This window comes from Streptomyces sp. NPDC048420 (assembly GCF_040651535.1).
GTDB lineage: Bacteria > Actinomycetota > Actinomycetes > Streptomycetales > Streptomycetaceae > Streptomyces.
The window spans coordinates 26,971-44,576 of record NZ_JBEZKG010000013.1 but is presented as its reverse complement, the minus strand read 5'-3'; the positions used below and the strand labels follow the sequence as shown (position 1 = coordinate 44,576).

13 protein-coding genes are annotated in these 17,606 nt (G+C 70.8%); 9 read left to right on the top strand and 4 right to left on the bottom strand.

Going from position 1 to position 17,606, the window contains the following annotated elements:
* The first annotated feature begins 14 nt into the window (after positions 1-14).
* Together AB0D34_RS24990 and AB0D34_RS24985 are read left to right on the top strand one after the other, a co-directional pair.
* The gene (locus AB0D34_RS24990; RefSeq protein WP_362664918.1) at positions 15-2,504 is read left to right on the top strand and encodes a ThuA domain-containing protein; all 2,490 of its coding nucleotides are present in this window, start codon (positions 15-17) and stop codon (positions 2,502-2,504) included.
* Positions 2,504-4,690, top strand: coding sequence for a family 16 glycoside hydrolase (locus AB0D34_RS24985; RefSeq protein ID WP_362664916.1), 2,187 nt, complete (start codon positions 2,504-2,506; stop codon positions 4,688-4,690). The genes AB0D34_RS24990 and AB0D34_RS24985 overlap by 1 nt, the downstream gene beginning before the upstream one ends.
* Here AB0D34_RS24985 and ligD read toward each other — a convergent pair.
* Positions 4,677-5,702, bottom strand: coding sequence for a non-homologous end-joining DNA ligase (gene ligD, locus AB0D34_RS24980; protein WP_362664914.1), 1,026 nt, complete (start codon positions 5,700-5,702; stop codon positions 4,677-4,679). The genes AB0D34_RS24985 and ligD overlap by 14 nt on opposite strands.
* 65 nt (positions 5,703-5,767) lie before the next feature.
* Here ligD and AB0D34_RS24975 point away from each other — a divergent pair, with 65 nt between their 5' ends.
* On the top strand, positions 5,768-6,829 hold the full coding sequence (locus tag AB0D34_RS24975) for an ATP-dependent DNA ligase (protein ID WP_362664912.1): 1,062 nt from the start codon (positions 5,768-5,770) through the stop codon (positions 6,827-6,829).
* A gap of 10 nt (positions 6,830-6,839) precedes the next feature.
* Here AB0D34_RS24975 and AB0D34_RS24970 read toward each other — a convergent pair whose 3' ends face one another.
* A complete protein-coding gene (locus tag AB0D34_RS24970; protein WP_362664910.1) occupies positions 6,840-8,030 on the bottom strand; it encodes a zinc-dependent alcohol dehydrogenase in 1,191 nt (396 codons plus the stop codon).
* A 187-nt stretch (positions 8,031-8,217) separates the two neighbouring features.
* Here AB0D34_RS24970 and AB0D34_RS24965 point away from each other — a divergent pair, with 187 nt between their 5' ends.
* Positions 8,218-9,240, top strand: coding sequence for a DUF3048 domain-containing protein (locus tag AB0D34_RS24965; RefSeq protein WP_362664908.1), 1,023 nt, complete (start codon positions 8,218-8,220; stop codon positions 9,238-9,240).
* On the opposite strand, the gene AB0D34_RS24960 is transcribed toward AB0D34_RS24965, so the two are convergent.
* A complete protein-coding gene (locus AB0D34_RS24960) occupies positions 9,241-9,705 on the bottom strand; it encodes a MarR family transcriptional regulator (RefSeq protein ID WP_362664906.1) in 465 nt (154 codons plus the stop codon).
* 304 nt (positions 9,706-10,009) lie between these two features.
* On the opposite strand from AB0D34_RS24960, the gene pcaH reads away from it, so the two are divergent.
* From pcaH to AB0D34_RS24935, 5 genes are read left to right on the top strand one after another with little or no spacing between them, the layout of a single operon-like run.
* Complete coding sequence (gene pcaH / locus AB0D34_RS24955) at positions 10,010-10,783, top strand: protocatechuate 3,4-dioxygenase subunit beta (RefSeq protein ID WP_362664904.1); 774 nt, start codon at positions 10,010-10,012, stop codon at positions 10,781-10,783.
* Positions 10,784-10,789: 6 nt separating this feature from the next.
* Entirely contained in the window at positions 10,790-11,395 is a 606-nt protein-coding gene (gene pcaG, locus AB0D34_RS24950; protein WP_362664902.1) for a protocatechuate 3,4-dioxygenase subunit alpha, read from the top strand.
* A complete protein-coding gene (pcaB, locus tag AB0D34_RS24945) occupies positions 11,392-12,723 on the top strand; it encodes a 3-carboxy-cis,cis-muconate cycloisomerase (RefSeq protein WP_362664900.1) in 1,332 nt (443 codons plus the stop codon). The genes pcaG and pcaB overlap by 4 nt, the downstream gene beginning before the upstream one ends.
* Complete coding sequence (gene pcaD / locus AB0D34_RS24940) at positions 12,720-13,841, top strand: 3-oxoadipate enol-lactonase (protein WP_362664898.1); 1,122 nt, start codon at positions 12,720-12,722, stop codon at positions 13,839-13,841. Before pcaB ends, pcaD begins: the two co-directional genes overlap by 4 nt.
* 49 nt (positions 13,842-13,890) lie before the next feature.
* Complete coding sequence (locus AB0D34_RS24935) at positions 13,891-14,682, top strand: SDR family NAD(P)-dependent oxidoreductase (protein ID WP_362664896.1); 792 nt, start codon at positions 13,891-13,893, stop codon at positions 14,680-14,682.
* 85 nt (positions 14,683-14,767) lie between these two features.
* Here AB0D34_RS24935 and AB0D34_RS24930 read toward each other — a convergent pair whose 3' ends face one another.
* The gene (locus tag AB0D34_RS24930; RefSeq protein ID WP_362664894.1) at positions 14,768-17,422 is read right to left on the bottom strand and encodes an AAA family ATPase; all 2,655 of its coding nucleotides are present in this window, start codon (positions 17,420-17,422) and stop codon (positions 14,768-14,770) included.
* Positions 17,423-17,606 lie beyond the last annotated feature (184 nt).

Here is a 17,606-nt window from a genome sequence, read left to right as displayed (position 1 = left end):
CCGAGGAGGTGCCCATGCACTTACGAGGGTTGAGCGCGAGAAGCACACGAGCGAGGAGAAGACAGGCCTGGGCAGCCTGCGTTGCCGCCGGGGTCGTCGGCGCCGGGCTGATGTCCGGGCCCGCCGCCAGGGCCGTGTCCGAGCCGGTGCCGACAACGATGTCCGTCAAGTCGCCACCGGGCGGCGGGGATGTGAGAGTGCTGGTCTTCTACGGATCGGCCGCCGCCGGGGACGAGTCGCCGGTCGTCAACGCCGGTATCGCGGCGATCGAGAGCATCGGGCTGTCCGGTCCGGGGAACCAGCGGTTCGAGACCGAGGCCACGGACGACGCCAGGGTCTTCACCGACGAGGAGGCGCTGGGGAGTTACAACGCGGTCGTCTTCCTGACCGGTGGCGGAGACGTCCTCGATCCCGACCAGGAGGCGGGTCTGGAGGCCTACATGGAAGCGGGCGGCGGTTTCGTCGGCATCCATGACGCGGCCCGCGCCGAGCCGTACTCCGACTGGTTCACGGGTCTGGTCGGCGCCCGCCCGGCCACCTCCAGCCCAACGGCCGTACAGCGGGCCACCGTTGAGGTCGGGGACCGGCAGCATCCGGCGACCAAGGATCTGCCGGTGCAGTGGAAGCGCCCCGACCAGTGGCTCAACTGGACGAAGAACCCGTCCGGTGACGTGCACACCGTGGCCCGGGTGCGCGAGTCGACGTACCAGCCCGGCGCGAGCGCCAACGGCTGGGACCACCCGGTGAGTTGGTGCCGGGACTACGACGGCGGCCGGTCCTTCTACACCGGTATGGGCGGCACGGTCTCCTCGTACGACGAGACCGACTTCCGGGCCCATCTGCGCGGCGCGCTGCTGTGGACCTCGCGGCTCGTGCAGGCCGACTGCAAGGCCACCATCAACGGCAACTACAAGGCGGAGCGCCTGACCCAGCCCAACCAGCCGGGGCAGAACGACCAGATCGGCGAGCCGCACGGACTGGTGACCGCGCCCGACGGGCGGGTCCTGTACATCGGCCGGGGCGGCGCCGACTCCTCCCAGCCCGTGATCACCGACTGGAACAACCCCGACATCGGCAAGGGCAAGGGCGAGATCCACGTCTACGACCCGAAGACCAGGAAGGTCACCCTCGCGGGTGCGTTGACTGTGTTCGGCAACAAGGGCGGCGGCGACGAGCTGGTCAAGGTCGAGGAGGGGCTGCTCGGGATCGAGCTCGATCCGCGCTTCGAGGAGAACGGCTGGGTGTATCTGCACTACACCCCGCACTCGCGGCTCAACCGGGACACCCGGATGGCCGAGCGGCGGGTCTCCCGCTTCACGCTGGACCTCGCGACGAACAAGCTGGACCTGAACAGTGAGAAGGTTCTTCTCAAGTGGCCGGTCCAGGTGCACAGTTGCTGCCACGCGGGTGGTGGGATGTCCTGGGACTCGAAGGGCAACCTGTACATCGCCACCGGGGACAACAACTCCAGCGGCTTCAGCGGGGGTTACTCGGGCAACAACCCGCAGCCGAACTTCAAGGGTGTCTCCTTCGCGGACGCGCGCCGCACCGCCGGCAACACCAACAACCTCAACGGCAAGATCCTGCGCATCCACCCGGAGGCCGACGGGACGTACACGCTCCCCGCGGGCAACCTCTTCACCGGCCAGGAGACCGACGAGGGCGGCGGCAAGACGCGCGGCGAGATCTATGTGATGGGGGTCAGGAACCCGGCCCGCATCTTCGTCGACAAGAAGACCGACATCCTCTACGCCGGATGGGTCGGCCCGGACGCGAGCGCGCCCTCGACGACCTGGGGCCCGGCCAAGTACGACACTTTCGCCGTCATCACCAAGGCGAGCAACCGCGGTTGGCCGTACTGCATGGGCAACAAGCAGCCCTACCGGGACCGCAACCTGCCCAACCCCGATCAGCCACTCGGCTGGTACGACTGCGACCACCCCAAGAACGAGTCGCCCAACAACGACGGCCTGGTCAACCTTCCGCCCGTCACCGGCAACAACATCTGGTACTCGCCGCAGGGCGGTGCCCCGGACTACCCGCGGGACGCGAACGGCATCCCGTCCTACAAGCAGGAGGACGCCAAGTACCTGCTGCCGTGGCTCAAGGGCGGCGGCCAGGCCGCGATGAACGGGCCGGTCTACCGCTATGACACGGCCAACGCGAGCGTGACCAAGTGGCCCTCCTACTGGGACGGCAAGTGGTTCGTCGGCGACTTCTACGACGCCGACCAGCCGCGCAACGCGGTCATCACCGATCCGAAGAACCACGGCGAGGGCGGGCTACCGGTCCACTCCGAGTCGCTCAAGAAGATCGTGCCGATCGGCAACGACGGCATCAAGAACCTCATGGACTGGAAGTTCGGCCCGGACGGTGCGCTGTACGTCCTCGACTACGGGCGCGGCTTCTTCACCTCGGACGCCAAGTCGGCGCTGTGGCGGGTCACTTACCGGGGCGGCGGACCCACTCCGGCCGCCGGCCAGCTGGTGCGGGGAGGACAGTGATGCGCAGACTGGCCGTCATGCTGGCAGTCCTGCTGATGGCACTGGGCCTCCAGTCCACAGCCGAGGCCCAGCCCGAACAGACACCGGCAGCCGCCGCCCAGACCCTCACGTGGACCGCCGGCGACGACATCACCAAGTACAACTCCGCGCCGGCGACCGCTGTCGCCGGTACGGCCACGATCGTCTTCGAGAACAGCACGGCCACCGGCAACACCACCGGGATGCCCCACACGCTGACCTTCGTGACCAGCGACCCCGAGTTCAACAACGACGTCGAACTCAATATCCTCGCCAACCCGAACGACGACATGGGCGGCCGTCACACCGCCGAGGTCACCCTCACCCCGGGCCGCTACTTCTACCACTGCACGATCCCGGGCCACGGCCAGATGCAGGGCATCCTCGTGGTGACCGAGGGCAGCGGCGAGGACACCACCGCGCCCTCGACGGCGGCCCAGGTGACCGGCACACAGAACGCGCAGGGCCAGTACGTCGGTTCGGCGAGCGTGGCGGTCACGGCGACCGACGAGGCCGGCGGCTCCGGCGTCGACCGGATCGAGTACGCGCTCGGGGACACGGGCGCCTGGCAGCCGTACACCGCCCCGGTCGTCGTCGACCAGGTCGGCGACCACAAGGTCCGCTACCGGGCCGTCGACAAGGCGGGCAACGTCTCCGCCGAGAAGAGCGCCGACTTCACGGTCGTCCCGCCGCCCTCCGACGACACCGCCCCGCCGGACACCTCGGCGACGGTGAGCGGCGAGCAGAATCCCGACGGGACGTACATCGACATGGCGACGGTGACCGTGTCGGCCTCCGACACCGGATCCGGGGTCAACACCATCGAGTACGCGGTGAACGACGGGAGTTGGCAGCCGTACACCATGCCCGTGATGGTGCATCAGCTCGGCTCCCACACCGTGCGCTACCGGGCGACCGACAAGGCGGGCAATGTGGCCGCCGAGAAGAGCGTCCGGTTCACGGTCGTCGCGGCGACCCCGGAGGACACCACCGCGCCGGTGACCGGGGTGACCGTGGACGGCACGCGGAACTCCGACGGGGCGTACGTGGGCAACGCCAAGGTGACCGTGAGCGCCACGGACGAGGGTGGTTCGGGGGTCGCGGCCGTCGAGTACTCGATCGACGCCGGACCCTATCTGGCGTACACCACCCCGGTGGTCGTCGACCGGGCGGGCACGCACACCCTGGCGTACCGCGCGACAGACAAGGCGGGCAACACCTCGGCCGCGCGCACGGTGACCTTCACGGTGGTCTCCAGTCAGGTCCCCGCGCCCAACTGCCCGGAGCTGGATGAGCGGTTGACGGTGATCGTCGGCTCGGTCGACTCGGGTGTGCCGAACCGGATCACCAACAGCCGGTGCCGGATCAACGAGTTGATCGAGGACGAGAAGCAGTGGACGTCCCACGCCCTCTTCCTCAAGCATGTGAAGACCGTCCTGGACAGGCTCTACCGGGCCGGAGTCGTCGACGAGCGCGAGTACGACGCCATCGACGCGGCGGCCCGTGAGTCCGGGATCGGCAAGCCGGGACAGACCGAGGGCTATCGCACGATCCTCGACGGCAGCGCCGATTCCTTCGCCAAGTGGCAGCAGGTGGGCGGCGGTTCGTTCGCGCCGAACGGCGACGGGTCCATCACGTCCGGCACCACCAAGGCGGGGCTCGGCATGCTCTGGTTCCCCGAGCGCAAGTACGGCGACTTCTCGCTCAAGCTCCAGTGGCGGGACGACGCCCCGGGCACCGGGAACGCCAACTCCGGTGTGTTCGTGCGGTTCCCCTGGGTCCACGACCATCCGGAGGAGTCCCGGCCGGAGTGGGTCGCCATCAAGTACGGCCACGAGGTGCAGGTGCTCGACCGGCCGGACGGCGACATGTACAAGACCGGTTCGGTCTACGGCTTCGACCGGGTGGGGCTCGCCGGTGCCGGCGTCACCCAGAAGGGCACCTGGAACGACTACGAGATCCGTGTGGTCGACCAGCACTACTCGGTCTACCGCAACGGCGTGCTGATCAACGAGTTCGACAACATCGGCGGCCAGGACTTCTACCCGGCCCGCTCGGACGACCCGGGCACGGACGGCCGGCGGTTCGCCTCCGGTTACGTCGGACTCCAGGTGCACGGCACGACGGACGTGGTCTCGTACCGCGACATCAGGATCAAGGAGCTGTAGAACCAGGCTTCCTGGCGCGGCTCGGCTGTACCCGCTTGGGCTCCCCCGGCATCTTCGGATACTCGGGCGGGTACGGCAGATCACCGAGCCCGTGGTCGTGTTCGTCCCTGCGGGCCAGCTCCAGCAGGGCGTCCAGCGAGAACGCGTGATCGTCCATGTCCGCGTGCACATCGCCGAGTTCGGCGAAGCGCGCGGGCATGGTCGCGATGTCGAAGTCCTGCGGGTGCGCCTCGCCGACCTCCTCCCAGCGCAGGGGTGCGGAGACGGGGGCGTGCTGGCGGGGCCGTACCGAATAGGCGGAGGCGATCGTGCGGTCGCGGGCCGTCTGGTTGTAGTCGATGAAGATGCGCTCGCCGCGCTCCTCCTTCCACCACTTGATGGTCACGTGCTCCGGCATCCGGCGTTCCATCTCACGCCCGACGGCGATCGCGGCCCGGCGCACCTGGGTGAAGGTCCAGCGCGGCTCGATGGGCACGAAGACATGCAGGCCGCGTCCGCCCGAGGTCTTGGGCCAGCCCCGCAGTCCGCCGAACTCCTCAAGCACCGACCGCAGTTCATGCGCCGCGCGCACGGCGCCGTCGTAGTCCGTGCCGGGCTGCGGGTCCAGGTCGATGCGGAGTTCGTCGGGGTGGTCGACGTCGTCGCGGCGGACCGGCCAGGGGTGGAAGGTGAGCGTGCCGAACTGGGCGGCCCACAGGACGGCGGCCTCCTCGGTCGGGCACATCTCGTCGGCGCTGCGGCCGCTCGGGAAGGTGATGTGGGCGGTCGGGATCCAGTCGGGCATGTTCTTGGGCGCCCGTTTCTGGAAGAAGTTCTCGCCGGTCACGCCGTCCGGGTAGCGCTCCAGGGTGGTGGGGCGGTTGCGCAGGGCGCGCAGGATGCCGGGAGCGACGGCCCGGTAGTACTGCGCGAGGTCCAGCTTGGTGAAGCCGCGCTCCGGGAAGAAGATCTTGTCCGGGCTGGACAGCCGTACGGTCCGGCCGCCCGCCTCCAGTTCCACCGCGTCACCCATGCGAGCCACGGTAGGCGAGCCTCGCATATCAGGCATTTCGGGGCACATAAGCGCAGAATCGGACCATGGATCTGCCGGTTATGCCTCCCGTGAAGCCCATGCTCGCCAAGTCCGTGGCGAATATCCCGCCGGCCATGCACTACGAGGCGAAGTGGGACGGGTTCCGGGCGATCGCCTTTCGGGACAAGACCGAGGTCGAGCTGGGCAGCCGTACCGGAAAGACGCTGACCAGGTACTTTCCCGAGCTGGTCGAGGCGCTGCGCGAGCGGTTGCCCGAGCGGTGTGTGATGGACGGGGAGATCGTGATCGCGCGGGACGGGCGGCTGGACTTCGACGCGCTGACCGAGCGGATCCATCCGGCGGCCTCCCGGGTACGGACGCTGGCCGAGCGGACCCCCTCCTCCTTCGTCGCCTTCGACCTGCTGGCGCTCCAGGACGAGTCACTGCTGGACGCCCCGCTGACCGACCGCAGGAAACTGCTGGTGGCGGCCCTGTCCGGGGTCACGGCCCCCGTCCACCTCGCGCCGGCGACGACCGACATCGACGTGGCCCGCCAGTGGTTCGAGCAGTACGAGGGCGCCGGTCTCGACGGCGTCATCGCCAAGCCGCTCACCGGGCGCTATCTCCAGGACGAGCGCGCCATGTTCAAGATCAAGCACGAGCGCACGGCAGATGTGGTGGTCGCGGGCTACCGCCTGCACAAGAGCGGCCCCGTCGTCGGCTCCCTGCTCCTCGGGCTCTATGACGATCAGGGCGCCCTTCAGCACGTGGGCGTGTCGGCCGCCTTCCCCATGAAGCGGCGCGCCGAGCTGATCGAGGAGCTGGAGCCACTTCGCCTCAAGGGCACCGAGGGGCACCCGTGGGCCGCCTGGGCCGACGAGGCCGCGCACGAGAGCGCCCGGCTGCCCGGGGCGCCGAGCCGCTGGTCGGGCAAGAAGGACCTGTCCTGGGTTCCGCTGAGGCCGGAGCGGGTGGCGGAGGTGGCGTACGACCACATGGAGAACGGCGTACGGTTCCGCCACACCGCCCGCTTCCGCCGCTGGCGGCCCGACCGGACCGCCGAGAGCTGCACGTACGCGCAGTTGGAGGAGCCGGTGCGCTATGACCTCGACGAGATCCTGGGCTGAGTTCGGCGCCTTACGGCCGCATCAGCACCTTCACCGTGCCGTCCTGCTTCTTCTGGAACGTCTCGTACGCGTGCGGTGCGTCCGACAGCGGGACGTGATGGGTCGCGAAGTCGTCGACGCCGAGCGGGTCCTCGTCCGTCAGGTACGGCATGATCTCGTCGGTCCACCGGCGCACGTTGGCCTGACCCATCCGGACCTGGATCTGCTTGTCGAACATGGTGAGCATGGGCAGCGGGTCGGCCATACCGCCGTAGACACCGGTGAGGGAGAGCGTGCCGCCGCGGCGCACCAGTTCGATGGCGGTGTGCAGGGCGGCGAGGCGGTCGATGCTGAAGCGTTCGGCGAACGGACCGCTGAGCTTCCTGGGCAGCACGGCGGTGGCGTTCTGGGCGAGCCGGGCCGTCGCGCTCCCGTGCGCCTCGGTGCCGACCGCGTCGATCACGGCGTCCGGACCCCGGCCGTCGGTCTCGTCGCGGATCGCCTGGACCAGCTCCTTCTCGCTGTCGAAGTTCCTGAGGTCGTACGTCTCCACGCCACGCGCGCGTGCCCGGCGCAGCCGGTCGCTCACCAGGTCCACGCCGAAGACGCGCCCGGCGCCGCGCACCTGTGCGACCCGGCAGGCCATGTCGCCGATGGGCCCGAGACCGAGCACGGCGACACTGCCGCCCTCGGGCACGTCCGCGTAGGAGACCGCCTGCCAGGCGGTGGGCAGCACGTCGGAGAGGTAGACGAAACGGTCGTCCGGCGGGCCCTCCGGGACCTTGATGGGCCCGAACTGCGCCTGCGGGACCCGCAGGTACTCGGCCTGCGCGCCCGGTACGGCGCCGTAGAGACGGGTGTAGCCGAACAGCGCCGCGCCCATGCCCTCGCTGGTGACCTGGGTGGTCTCGCACTGGGTCGGCAGCCCGGTCATGCACATCCAGCAGTTGCCGCAGGCGATCTGGAAGGGCACCACGACCCGGTCGCCCACCGCGAGGTCCGGCACCCCGGCGCCGACCTCCTCGACGATGCCCATGGGTTCATGGCCGAGGATGTCGCCCGGCGTCATGAACGGTGTGAGCACCTCGTAGAGATGCAGGTCGGAGCCGCACAGCCCGCTCGAGGTGATCCGGATGACGGCGTCCGTGGGTTCCTCGATCCGCGGATCGGGCACCTCCTCCACCCGTACGTCCCGCTTGCCCTGCCAGGTCACAGCCTTCATCTCCCGGCACTCCCTCCGTCACGTCGCGTGTCGGTCCTGGGGTCAGGGGCCCCGGGTACCCGGGGCGACCTCCACGGAACCGCGATCCAGGGCCGATCGGCCTACCGGACGCGACCGATCAGAACCGGACGGGTATGGCCATCAATGAACTTATAAGCGCACAATCAAGGACACGAGACGGGTGGTCATGGCGGACATGATGGGTACGGGACGCGGGGCGCGCACACGACGCGCCCGTACGGTGGCGGCAGTGCTCGCCGCCACGGGCCTCTTCGGCCTCTTCACCGCGGGCTGCACCGGACAGGGCACGCCCCGTGTCCCGGCCGACGACGGCCGCGGTGAGCTGCACACCTCGCCGCCGAGCGCGTCGGAGCCGGGCCGGAAGCCGGACCGCCCCTCCGTGCTCGCCGTGAAGATCGACAACGTGCGGGCGGCGCGGCCGCAGACCGGCATCGACTCCGCGGACATCGTCTACGCCGAGCAGGTCGAGGGCGGGCTCAGCCGCCTCATGGCGGTCTTCGCGACGAAGCTGCCGAAGGCCGTCGGCCCGGTGCGCAGCGCCCGCGAGTCCGATCTGGAGCTGTTGCGGCAGTTCGACAAGCCGACGCTCGCCTTCTCCGGCGCGCAGGGCAAGCTGATGCCCCTGATCAACGGGGCCCCGCTGGACGCCCAGACCCCGAAGAAGACCTCGGACGCCTACTTCCGCGGTACCGACAAGGTCTCCCCGCACAACCTCTATCTGCGCCCGAAGCGCCTGATGCCCACCACACCGGGCGCGGCCGCGCTGACCACCGGCTTCCGCTACGGCCCCGCGCCCGCCGGCGGTACGAAGGACACCTCGGAGACGGTCCGCTACCCGGCCGCCCGCTTCACCTTCACCTGGTCCGCGACCCGGGAGCGCTGGCTGGTCTCGATGGACGGCAAACCGGACACGACGACCGACGGGAAGCGGCTGGCCCCGGCGACGGTGGTCGTGCAGTACGTGCAGGTGCGCAAGTCCGCCTTCCACGACTTCCTCGGCAACAACACGCCGTACACGGTGACGATCGGCTCGGGCAGCGCGAAGGTGCTGCGCGACGGCCGGGCCTACGACGTGAACTGGAAGCGGGCGAAGGCCACGGAGGGCACGGAGTTCACCACGAAGGACGGCGAGCCGGTGAACTTCGCGAAGGGCCAGGTGTGGGTCGTCTTCGCGAAGGCCTCCTCCTGATCAGCCCTGGCTGACAAGGGGTTCCGCCGGGTTGCGGAGCCCCTCCGCCGCGTCGGAGACCCGGCGGATCAGCTCGAAGAACAGGTTCTGCTCATCGGCGGAGAGCGGGGCCAGGAAGACCTGGTTCATCCGGGCCGTGCGCACGGTCAGCTTGCGGTGGGTGCGCGTCCCGTCGTCGGTCAGGCGCAGCAGGAAGCGCCGGCCGTCCTGGGGGTCGCGGACCTTGTCGAGCAGTCCGCGCCGGCCGAGCCTGCTGATGACCTCGGCGATGGTGGACCGGTCGAGCCCGACCCGCTCCCCCACCGTGCGCTGGTCGAGTCCCGGCTCGGCGACGAGCGCGTTCAGGACCGCGAACTGCGGCGAGGTGATCTCCTCGGAGACCATCGTGTTCCACAGCAGGTAGTGCGCCTGCTGGAGCCGCCGGGCGAGGTGCCCGGGGTGGGTGGTGAGGTCCACCGCGGCCATGTGCGCTCCCGAGTCAGATGGGCTGGTGCATTTTGGTTGGTGCACTGAAGAGTAGTGAGCCTTGACGCCAGGCTGCCACAGTGGCAGCTTAAGAGAAACCTCGCTTAAATACTCAGTGCACTGAGTAAATGGAGATGGGGTTTCGAGGATGGACAAGGTGGTCGCCACAGTGGCCCGAGTGCGATCCGGCGATCCTTTTGGCCACCGCAACCCCAACCGTCGCTGGTCGCGCCCGCGCGGCGGAGCCGCATATCGATACAGCCCCGCTTTCGACGAGAACTTCAGGAACCTCCAGGAAGTCCCCATGACCCTCACCCAGCACGACATCGACCAGGAAATCGCCGCCGAGCACGCCGCCTACGAGAAGCGGCTCGCCGACGGCGGCCCTGTCGAGCATCAGCCGCGCCGCGACTACGCGCCCTACCGCTCCTCGGTGCTCCGGCACCCGAAGCAGCCACCGATCGGCATCGACGTGTCCAAGGACCCGGAGCTGGTGGAGCTGCACTCCCCCGCGTTCGGGGAGCGGGACATCACCGAGATCGACAACGACCTGACCCGGCAGCACAACGGGGAGCCGATCGGCGAGCGGATCACCGTCGAGGGCAGGCTTCTCGACCGGAACGGCCGTCCGCTGCGCGGGCAGCTGGTCGAGATCTGGCAGGCCAACTCGGCCGGGCGGTACGCCCACCAGCGCGAGCAGCACGACGCCCCGCTGGACCCGAACTTCACCGGCGTCGGCCGCACCCTGACCGACGACAGCGGCTTCTACCGCTTCACGACCGTCCAGCCGGGTCCCTACCCCTGGCGCCAGCACGTCAACGCCTGGCGGCCGGCCCACATCCACTTCTCGATCTTCGGCACGGCGTTCACCCAGCGCCTCGTGACGCAGATGTACTTCCCGAGCGACCCGCTGTTCCCCTACGACCCGATCATCCAGTCGGTGACGGACGACTCGGCCCGTCAGCGGCTGGTCGCCACCTACGACCACGGTCTGTCCGTGCCGGAGTTCTCGATGGGCTACCACTGGGACATCGTGCTCGACGGACCGCAGGCCACCTGGCTCGAAGAAGGGCGCTGACCAGCCATGACGAAGATCGACACCAGCCGTCCGGAGACCGTGCTGCCGACCCCGTCGCACACGGTCGGCCCCTTCTACGGCCACGCCCTGCCCTTCCCCGGCGGCGGTGACATCGCACCCGTCGGCCACCCGGACACGATCGTCCTCCAGGGCTACATCACCGACGGCGAGGGCAACCCGCTGCCCGACGCGTTCGTGGAGCTGTGGAGCGCCGATCCCGAGGGCAACATCCCGCGGGCCGACGGCTCGATCCGGCGCGACCCGGCCAGCGGTGGCTATCTGGGGCGCAACGGCGTGGAGTTCACCGGCTGGGGCCGCATCCAGACCGACGCCAACGGCCACTGGACCGCCCGCACCCTGCGGCCCGGCGCACGCGGGCAGAGCGCGCCGTACATCAGCGTGTGCGTCTTCGCGCGCGGTCTGCTGGTGCACCTGTACACCCGGATCTACCTGCCGGGCGACGAGGGCGCCCTCGCCGCCGACCCGCTGCTGGCCCGGGTGCCGGCCGAGCGACGCGACACGCTGATCGCGCGGGAGCAGGGCGACGGCACATACCGTTTCGACATCCGCCTTCAGGGCGAAGGCGAAACGGTCTTCCTGGAGTTCCAGTGACTTCTCCCGATCCGGACACCGGCCTGCTCGCCCCCGGGTGGGCAGGCTCCCCCGCCGCCTCCGCGACCGCCGACGGCGCCTACCTCCAGGCGCTGCTGGACGCGGAGGCGGCACTGGCCCGGGCACAGGCCCGCCTGGGTCTCGCCCCGGACGCGGCGGCCGACGCGGCGACCGAGGCGGCCCGGGCGGACCGCTTCGACGTACGGTCCCTCGCCGAGCGTGCGCGCGCCGGCGGCAACCCCGTCATCCCGCTGGTCGCCGACCTCACGAAGGCGGTCGGCGAGGAGTACGGCCCGTACGTCCACCGGGGCGCCACCAGCCAGGACATCCTGGACACGGCGACGATGCTGGTGGCCACCCGGACCCTCGATCTCGTACTGGCGGACCTGAACCGCGTCCAGTCGGCACTGGCCCGGCTGGCCTCCGAACACCGGGACACCGCGATGCCGGGACGGACCCTGACCCAGCACGCCGTGCCGACGACGTTCGGGCTGAAGGCGGCGGGGTGGCGTTCGCTGGTACTGGACGCGCGGGACCGGGTCGCGGTCGTACGGGACTCGCTGCCCGCCCAACTGGGCGGTGCCGCGGGGACTTTGGCGGCCTTCACGGTGTACGGCGCCGAGGACACCAGGGCCCTCACCGAAGCCTTCGCAGGCGAACTCGGCCTCCAGAAGCCGCCCCTCCCCTGGCACACGCTGCGGACCCCGATCGCCGACCTCGCCGGCTGCCTGGCCTTCACCGCCGGAGCCCTGGGCAGGATCGCCGCGGACGTGCTGGTGCTCGGCCGTACCGAGATCGCCGAGGTGGCCGAGGGCAGCGGGGGCGGCTCGTCGGCCATGCCGCACAAGGCGAATCCCGTACGGTCCACGCTGATCGCGTCCGCCGCCAGGCGCGCGCCACAGCTCGCGGCCACCCTGTACGGGTCGATGGCCGCCGAGGACGAGCGGCCGGCCGGGGCCTGGCATGCCGAGTGGGAGCCGCTCAGGGACCTGCTGCGAGTGGTCGGCGGAGCGGCCCGGGACGCCGTCGAACTGACCGAGGGACTGAGGGTGCACGCCGACGTGATGCGGGAACACCTCGACCTCACCCACGGGTTGATCGTCTCCGAGCGGCTCTCCGCCGAGCTGGCGTCCGTGCTGGGCCGGGCCCGCGCCAAGGCGCTGCTCACGGACCTCGCCAAGCGGACGTACACCGAGGGGCTCTCGCTGATCGAACTCCTCTCCCAGGAACCCGAGTTGAAGGACGTCGACCTCGGCGAACTCACCGACCCGGCCCGCTACACCGGCTCCGCCGGAGCCCTCACCGACCGTTCTCTGGAGCGACGTTGACCGAGAAACTCCTCAACCACCGTGCCGAGGGCCCCGCTTCCGCTCCCCCGCTGCTGCTCGGGCCCTCGCTCGGGACGTCGTACGCCCTGTGGGACAAGGTGGCGCCCGAGCTGTCCATCACCCACCGGGTGATCCGCTGGGACCTGCCAGGACACGGCGGTTCGGCGGCCGGCCTGATCGCCCCCGGGGCCACCGTCGCCGACCTCGCAGACCTGGTGCTGGCGCTGGCCGACTCCCTCGGCATCGAGCGGTTCTCGTACGCCGGGGTGTCGCTGGGCGGTGCCGTCGGTCTGCACCTGGCCGTGCACCACCCCGAGCGCGTCGAGTCGCTGGCCGTGATCTGCTCCTCGGCCCACTTCAACGGCCGGGGGCCGTGGGAGGAGCGGGCCGAACGGGTCCGGCGAGAGGGGCTTGAGTGGCTGCTGGAGAGCGCGAACTCCCGTTGGTTCGCGGGTGACTTCACTGTGCCGGAGCTGATCCGGGACCACGCCGAGGCCGACCCGTCGGCGTACGCCGCCTGCTGTGACGCGCTGGCCGCCTTCGACCTGCGCGACCGCCTGTCCGAGATCTCCGCGCGCACCCTGCTGGTCGCCGGCCGCCAGGACCCGGCGACCCCGCCTCCGCACCTGAGGGAGATCGCCGACGCGGTGCCCGGCGCCACGCTCGTCGAGCTGCCCGGGGCCTCGCACCTGGCACCCGCGCAGTGCCCGGAGGCCGTCCTCACGACCCTCCGAGCACACCTCGACGGAGGCGCCAGGCGGGGCATGGAGGTGCGGCGCGAAGTGCTCGGCGACGCGCACGTGGACCGGGCGCAGGCCCGCCAGACGCCCTTCACCGCCCGCTTCCAGGACTTCATCTCGCGCTACGCGTGGGGCGAGATCTGGACCGACCCGACGCTCAGCCGCCGCGAACGCAGCATGATCACACTGACCGCGCTGGTGGCCCACGGCCACTACGACGAGCTGGCCATGCATGTGCGGGCGGCCCGGCGCAACGGGCTCACGCCGGAGGAGATCGGGGCCGTACTGCTGCAGACGGCCGTGTACTGCGGGGTTCCGGCGGCGAACTCGGCCTTCGCGACGGCCCAGCGGGTGCTGGCGGAGGAGACGGAAGGGTAACCCCGGCAGTGGCAGGCACGGGGTACCACGATGTGCCTACGGTGGAGGCATGTCGACCATCCTGATCACCGGTGCCACCTCGGGTCTCGGCCGCTACGTCGCCTTCGAGCTGGTCCGTTCCGGCCACCACGTCCTCGCCCACGGCCGCGACCCGGGCCGTACCGAGAGCCTTGTGGCGGAGCTGCGGTCGGAGGGCGAGGCGGAGGCGCTCGTCGCCGACCTCTCCTCTCTGGCCCAGGTGCGCGACCTGGGCGCGAGGGTGGCCGAGGCCCACCCCGAAGTGGACGTCCTGATCAACAACGCCGGTGTGGGCGCGGGTTCACCGGGTTCGGGCCGCGAACTGAGCGCCGACGGCCACGAACTCCGCCTGGCAGTGAACTACTTGGCGCCGGTGGTGCTGAGCCGGGCCCTGCTGCCTGTATTGCGCGCGAACACACCCGCGCGGATCGTCAACGTCGGCTCAGTGGGGCAGGAACCCCTCGACTTCGACGACCCGGAGTTCACCCACGGCTACACCGGCTTCGCCGCGTACTGCCGAGCCAAGTTCGCCCTGGCGGCCCACACCTTCACGCTGGCCGAGGAGTTGGCGGACACGGGGGTGTCGGTGAACGTCCTGCACCCGGCGACCTTCATGGACACGGCGATGGTCCGGGAGGGCGGGGTGGCTCCCTGGTCGACGGTGGCGGACGGCGCCCCGGGCGTGCTGGCGCTGGCCACCCAGGACCTGGGCACGGGTGGCTATTTCGACGGCACGAGTCCGGCGCGAGCACACGAGGACACGTACGACAGCCACGTACAGAAGCGCTTGGCAACGCTCACAGACCAACTGCTGGCGCTGTAGATGCTTTTAGGGGGGCGGGGCTGTGTCACTATGCGGCTCCGCCGCGCGGGCGCGACCAGCCCCCACCGGCCCGCAGCCGAACACCTCACCCCGCCTCCAGCATCCCCTTGGCCCGCGCCACCAGCCCATCCGCCCCACACGACTCCGCAAGCGCCAGCCCACGACTGAGCTCAGCCACCGACCGAGTGAGAATCCCGTACTCCACCCGAGCCGCCGCATGCTCGTACTGACACGGTGACGCCTCCAGATACGTGACGGCATGCCCGGCAAGCCGGACCGCCCGCTGCCCCGTCTCCAACGCGGCAGCACACCGCAACGCCTCGCCGATCGCCGTGTCCGTCCCGAGCCGCTCCGCATGCCGACGCACATCGGTCGCCAACTGCGCCGCACGCACCGGGTCCTCGACGGCCAGCGCGCGGGCGAGATCAACGGCCCACGGCACCAGCACCGGATTGTGGTGGCCCCGGACCTCGGCCGCCTTCTCCGCGGCGTCCAGTTCGTTGATGCCTTCCTTCGTCCGCCCCACGGCCAGCAGCAGCCGCCCCCGCACGGACCGCGGATCCGGCAGCACGATCGTGGACGGGTACGGCGGCGCGAACCCGTACTGCTCGGCGATGGACCACGCCTCCTCGACCTGCCCGCGCGCGAGCAGCGTGTCGACGAGGTTGCAGGTCGCCGACCAGTGCAGCGGCAGCCCCCGCCCCACCCGCTCGGCGATCCGCAGCGACTCGCGCAGGGAGGTCTCGGCCTCCTTGAGGCGTCCGCGGCGACGGTGGCCGATGCCGACGTAGGCGTGGGCCAGGGCGAGATGCCCGCCGCTCCAGCCGGCCGACTCGTACGTGCGCAGGGCCTCGTTGAACAGCGCCTCCGCGCGGTCGAGGCGGTCGGTGTAGGCGTACGCGCTGGCCAGCATCAGGGGCAGTTCGAGGCCCCACTCGGTGTCGGTCCAGCCGAGCCCGGGCGCCAGTCGGCCGTTGACCAGTGAGCGGTCGCACAGCTCGGCGACCTCCTCGGCGCTCTCACCGCGCGCCATGGCGTCGAAGCCGCGCAGCATGAGCAGGGCCCGCTCGGAGTTGTCCCGGCCGGTACAGGTGGCGGCGAGTGCGGCCAGGCGCCGGGAGCGGCCCGCCGCGCCGGCCTCGCTCGCGTAGAGGCCCTCCCACATGTACTGCACGGCCTGCAGACGGAGCCTGGCGGGGCCCTCCTCGTGCCGGGCGGCCTCCGCCTCGACGGTGCGGACGGCCTCCTCCAGCTGGTTGTTGTGCAGGAGGGCCTGGGACAGCCGGAAGACGGCGTCGACCCGCTCGGTGCCTTCGAGGCCGGGCATGGCGAGCGCGGTCTGGAGGTGGGCGATGGTCTTGGCGGGGGCGGTCAGGAGGGTGGCGCAGCCGAGTTCGAAGAGCACGCGCGCGTGGACCTCGGGTGCCGGGGGTTCCAGCAGGGCGCGCTCCAGGCAGCGGCGGGCCGCGTCGGGGGCGCCGACGGCGACGTGCTCACGGGCGGCCTCGCGCAGCTGCTCGACGAGTTCCTCGTCGTCGTCCGGGTGGACCTGGAGAAGGTGCCGGGAGGCGGCCGCGGCGCCGAGCCCCGAGTCGGTGACGACCTGGGCGGCGACGCCGTGCCAGGCGCGGCGCAGGGCGTCGGGGATGGAGTTGTAGACGGCGGAGGCGATCAGCGGGTGGACGAACTCCAACTCGCCGTCCTCGGTCCGTTCGGTGAGGATACGGGCGTCCTGGAGGAGGACCGCGCAGGCGGCCGCTTCCTCCGGCTTCAGGGTGGAGAGCTTGGCCACCAGGGAGACGGTGATGCCGCTGCCGAGGATGGCGGCGGCCCAGGCGAACTTGGTGGCGTCGACGCCGAGTTCCTCCAGGCGGGCGACCAGGCCGCCGCCGCGGGCCGAGCGGTTCAGTTCGCGCAGTTCGCTCGCCGAGCCCTCGCTCGGTTCCATCTCGCTCTCCTGCACCTTCGCGAGGAGTTCGACGGTCTCGTAGGGGTTGCCGCCGGTGACGGCCCACACCTCGCGGCAGAAGGGGGCGTCGGCGTGCTCGCCGAGGGTGGCGCGGGTGAGGCCGGACGTGGCCTCCGGGCTGAGGGCGCTCAGGTTGGTGAGGGGGCCGCCGGCGGTCGAGGCCACCGCCTCCAGGAGGCGGGCCCGTTCGCCGGAGGCCTCTCCGGGGCGGCGGGCCACCACGACCAGGACGGACAGGTCGTCGAGGCGCTCGGCGAAGGCGGCGAGCCAGCGCAGGGTCTCCTGGTCGGCCCAGTGGGCGTCGTCGACCAGCAGCACGAGTGGCCAGTCCCGGCGGGCCAGCCGGCGTACCGCCGCGACCAGGCCGTCGCACACGCCCTGCGGGTCGGCCTGCCGTTCCCCGGGGTCCGCGATGCCGAGGGCGGGGCCCGCGATGTCGTACCAGTCGCCGAGGTACTCGCGGGCCTCCTCGGGCATCAGTGACAGAAGGGCGGGCTGCAGGAGTTGTCGTACGACGTTGAAGGGGACGGACCTGAGGGTCTCGCCGCCCCGCGCCGACCAGACCGTGCAGCCGCGGGCCTCGGCGATACGGCGGGTCTCGGCCAGCAGGGCGGTCTTGCCGAAGCCCGCCTCGCCCCGGATGACCAGTACGCTGCCGGAGGACGCGCGGCCCGCGCACAGGGAGTCCACCGCCCGCTCGACGGCGGTGACTTCCTCTTCGCGCTCCCACAGCGAGGCCGGGGCGGCCGCAGTGGGCCGTACCTCCGTCATCCCGCTACCTCCCCAAGTCGCCTGAACGACGTACAGATCTCGAGCGTAGCCGTCCTGGTGCGGAAGCGGAGGCCGCTCGGGGTAGCTGTTGCCTCGACGGGTGACCTCGGGTACGCGCAGGCGACGCGCCCTGCCCCCGACCAGGCGTCGGCAAACCTGACCATCAGTCAGTTGTCGGGCGTAC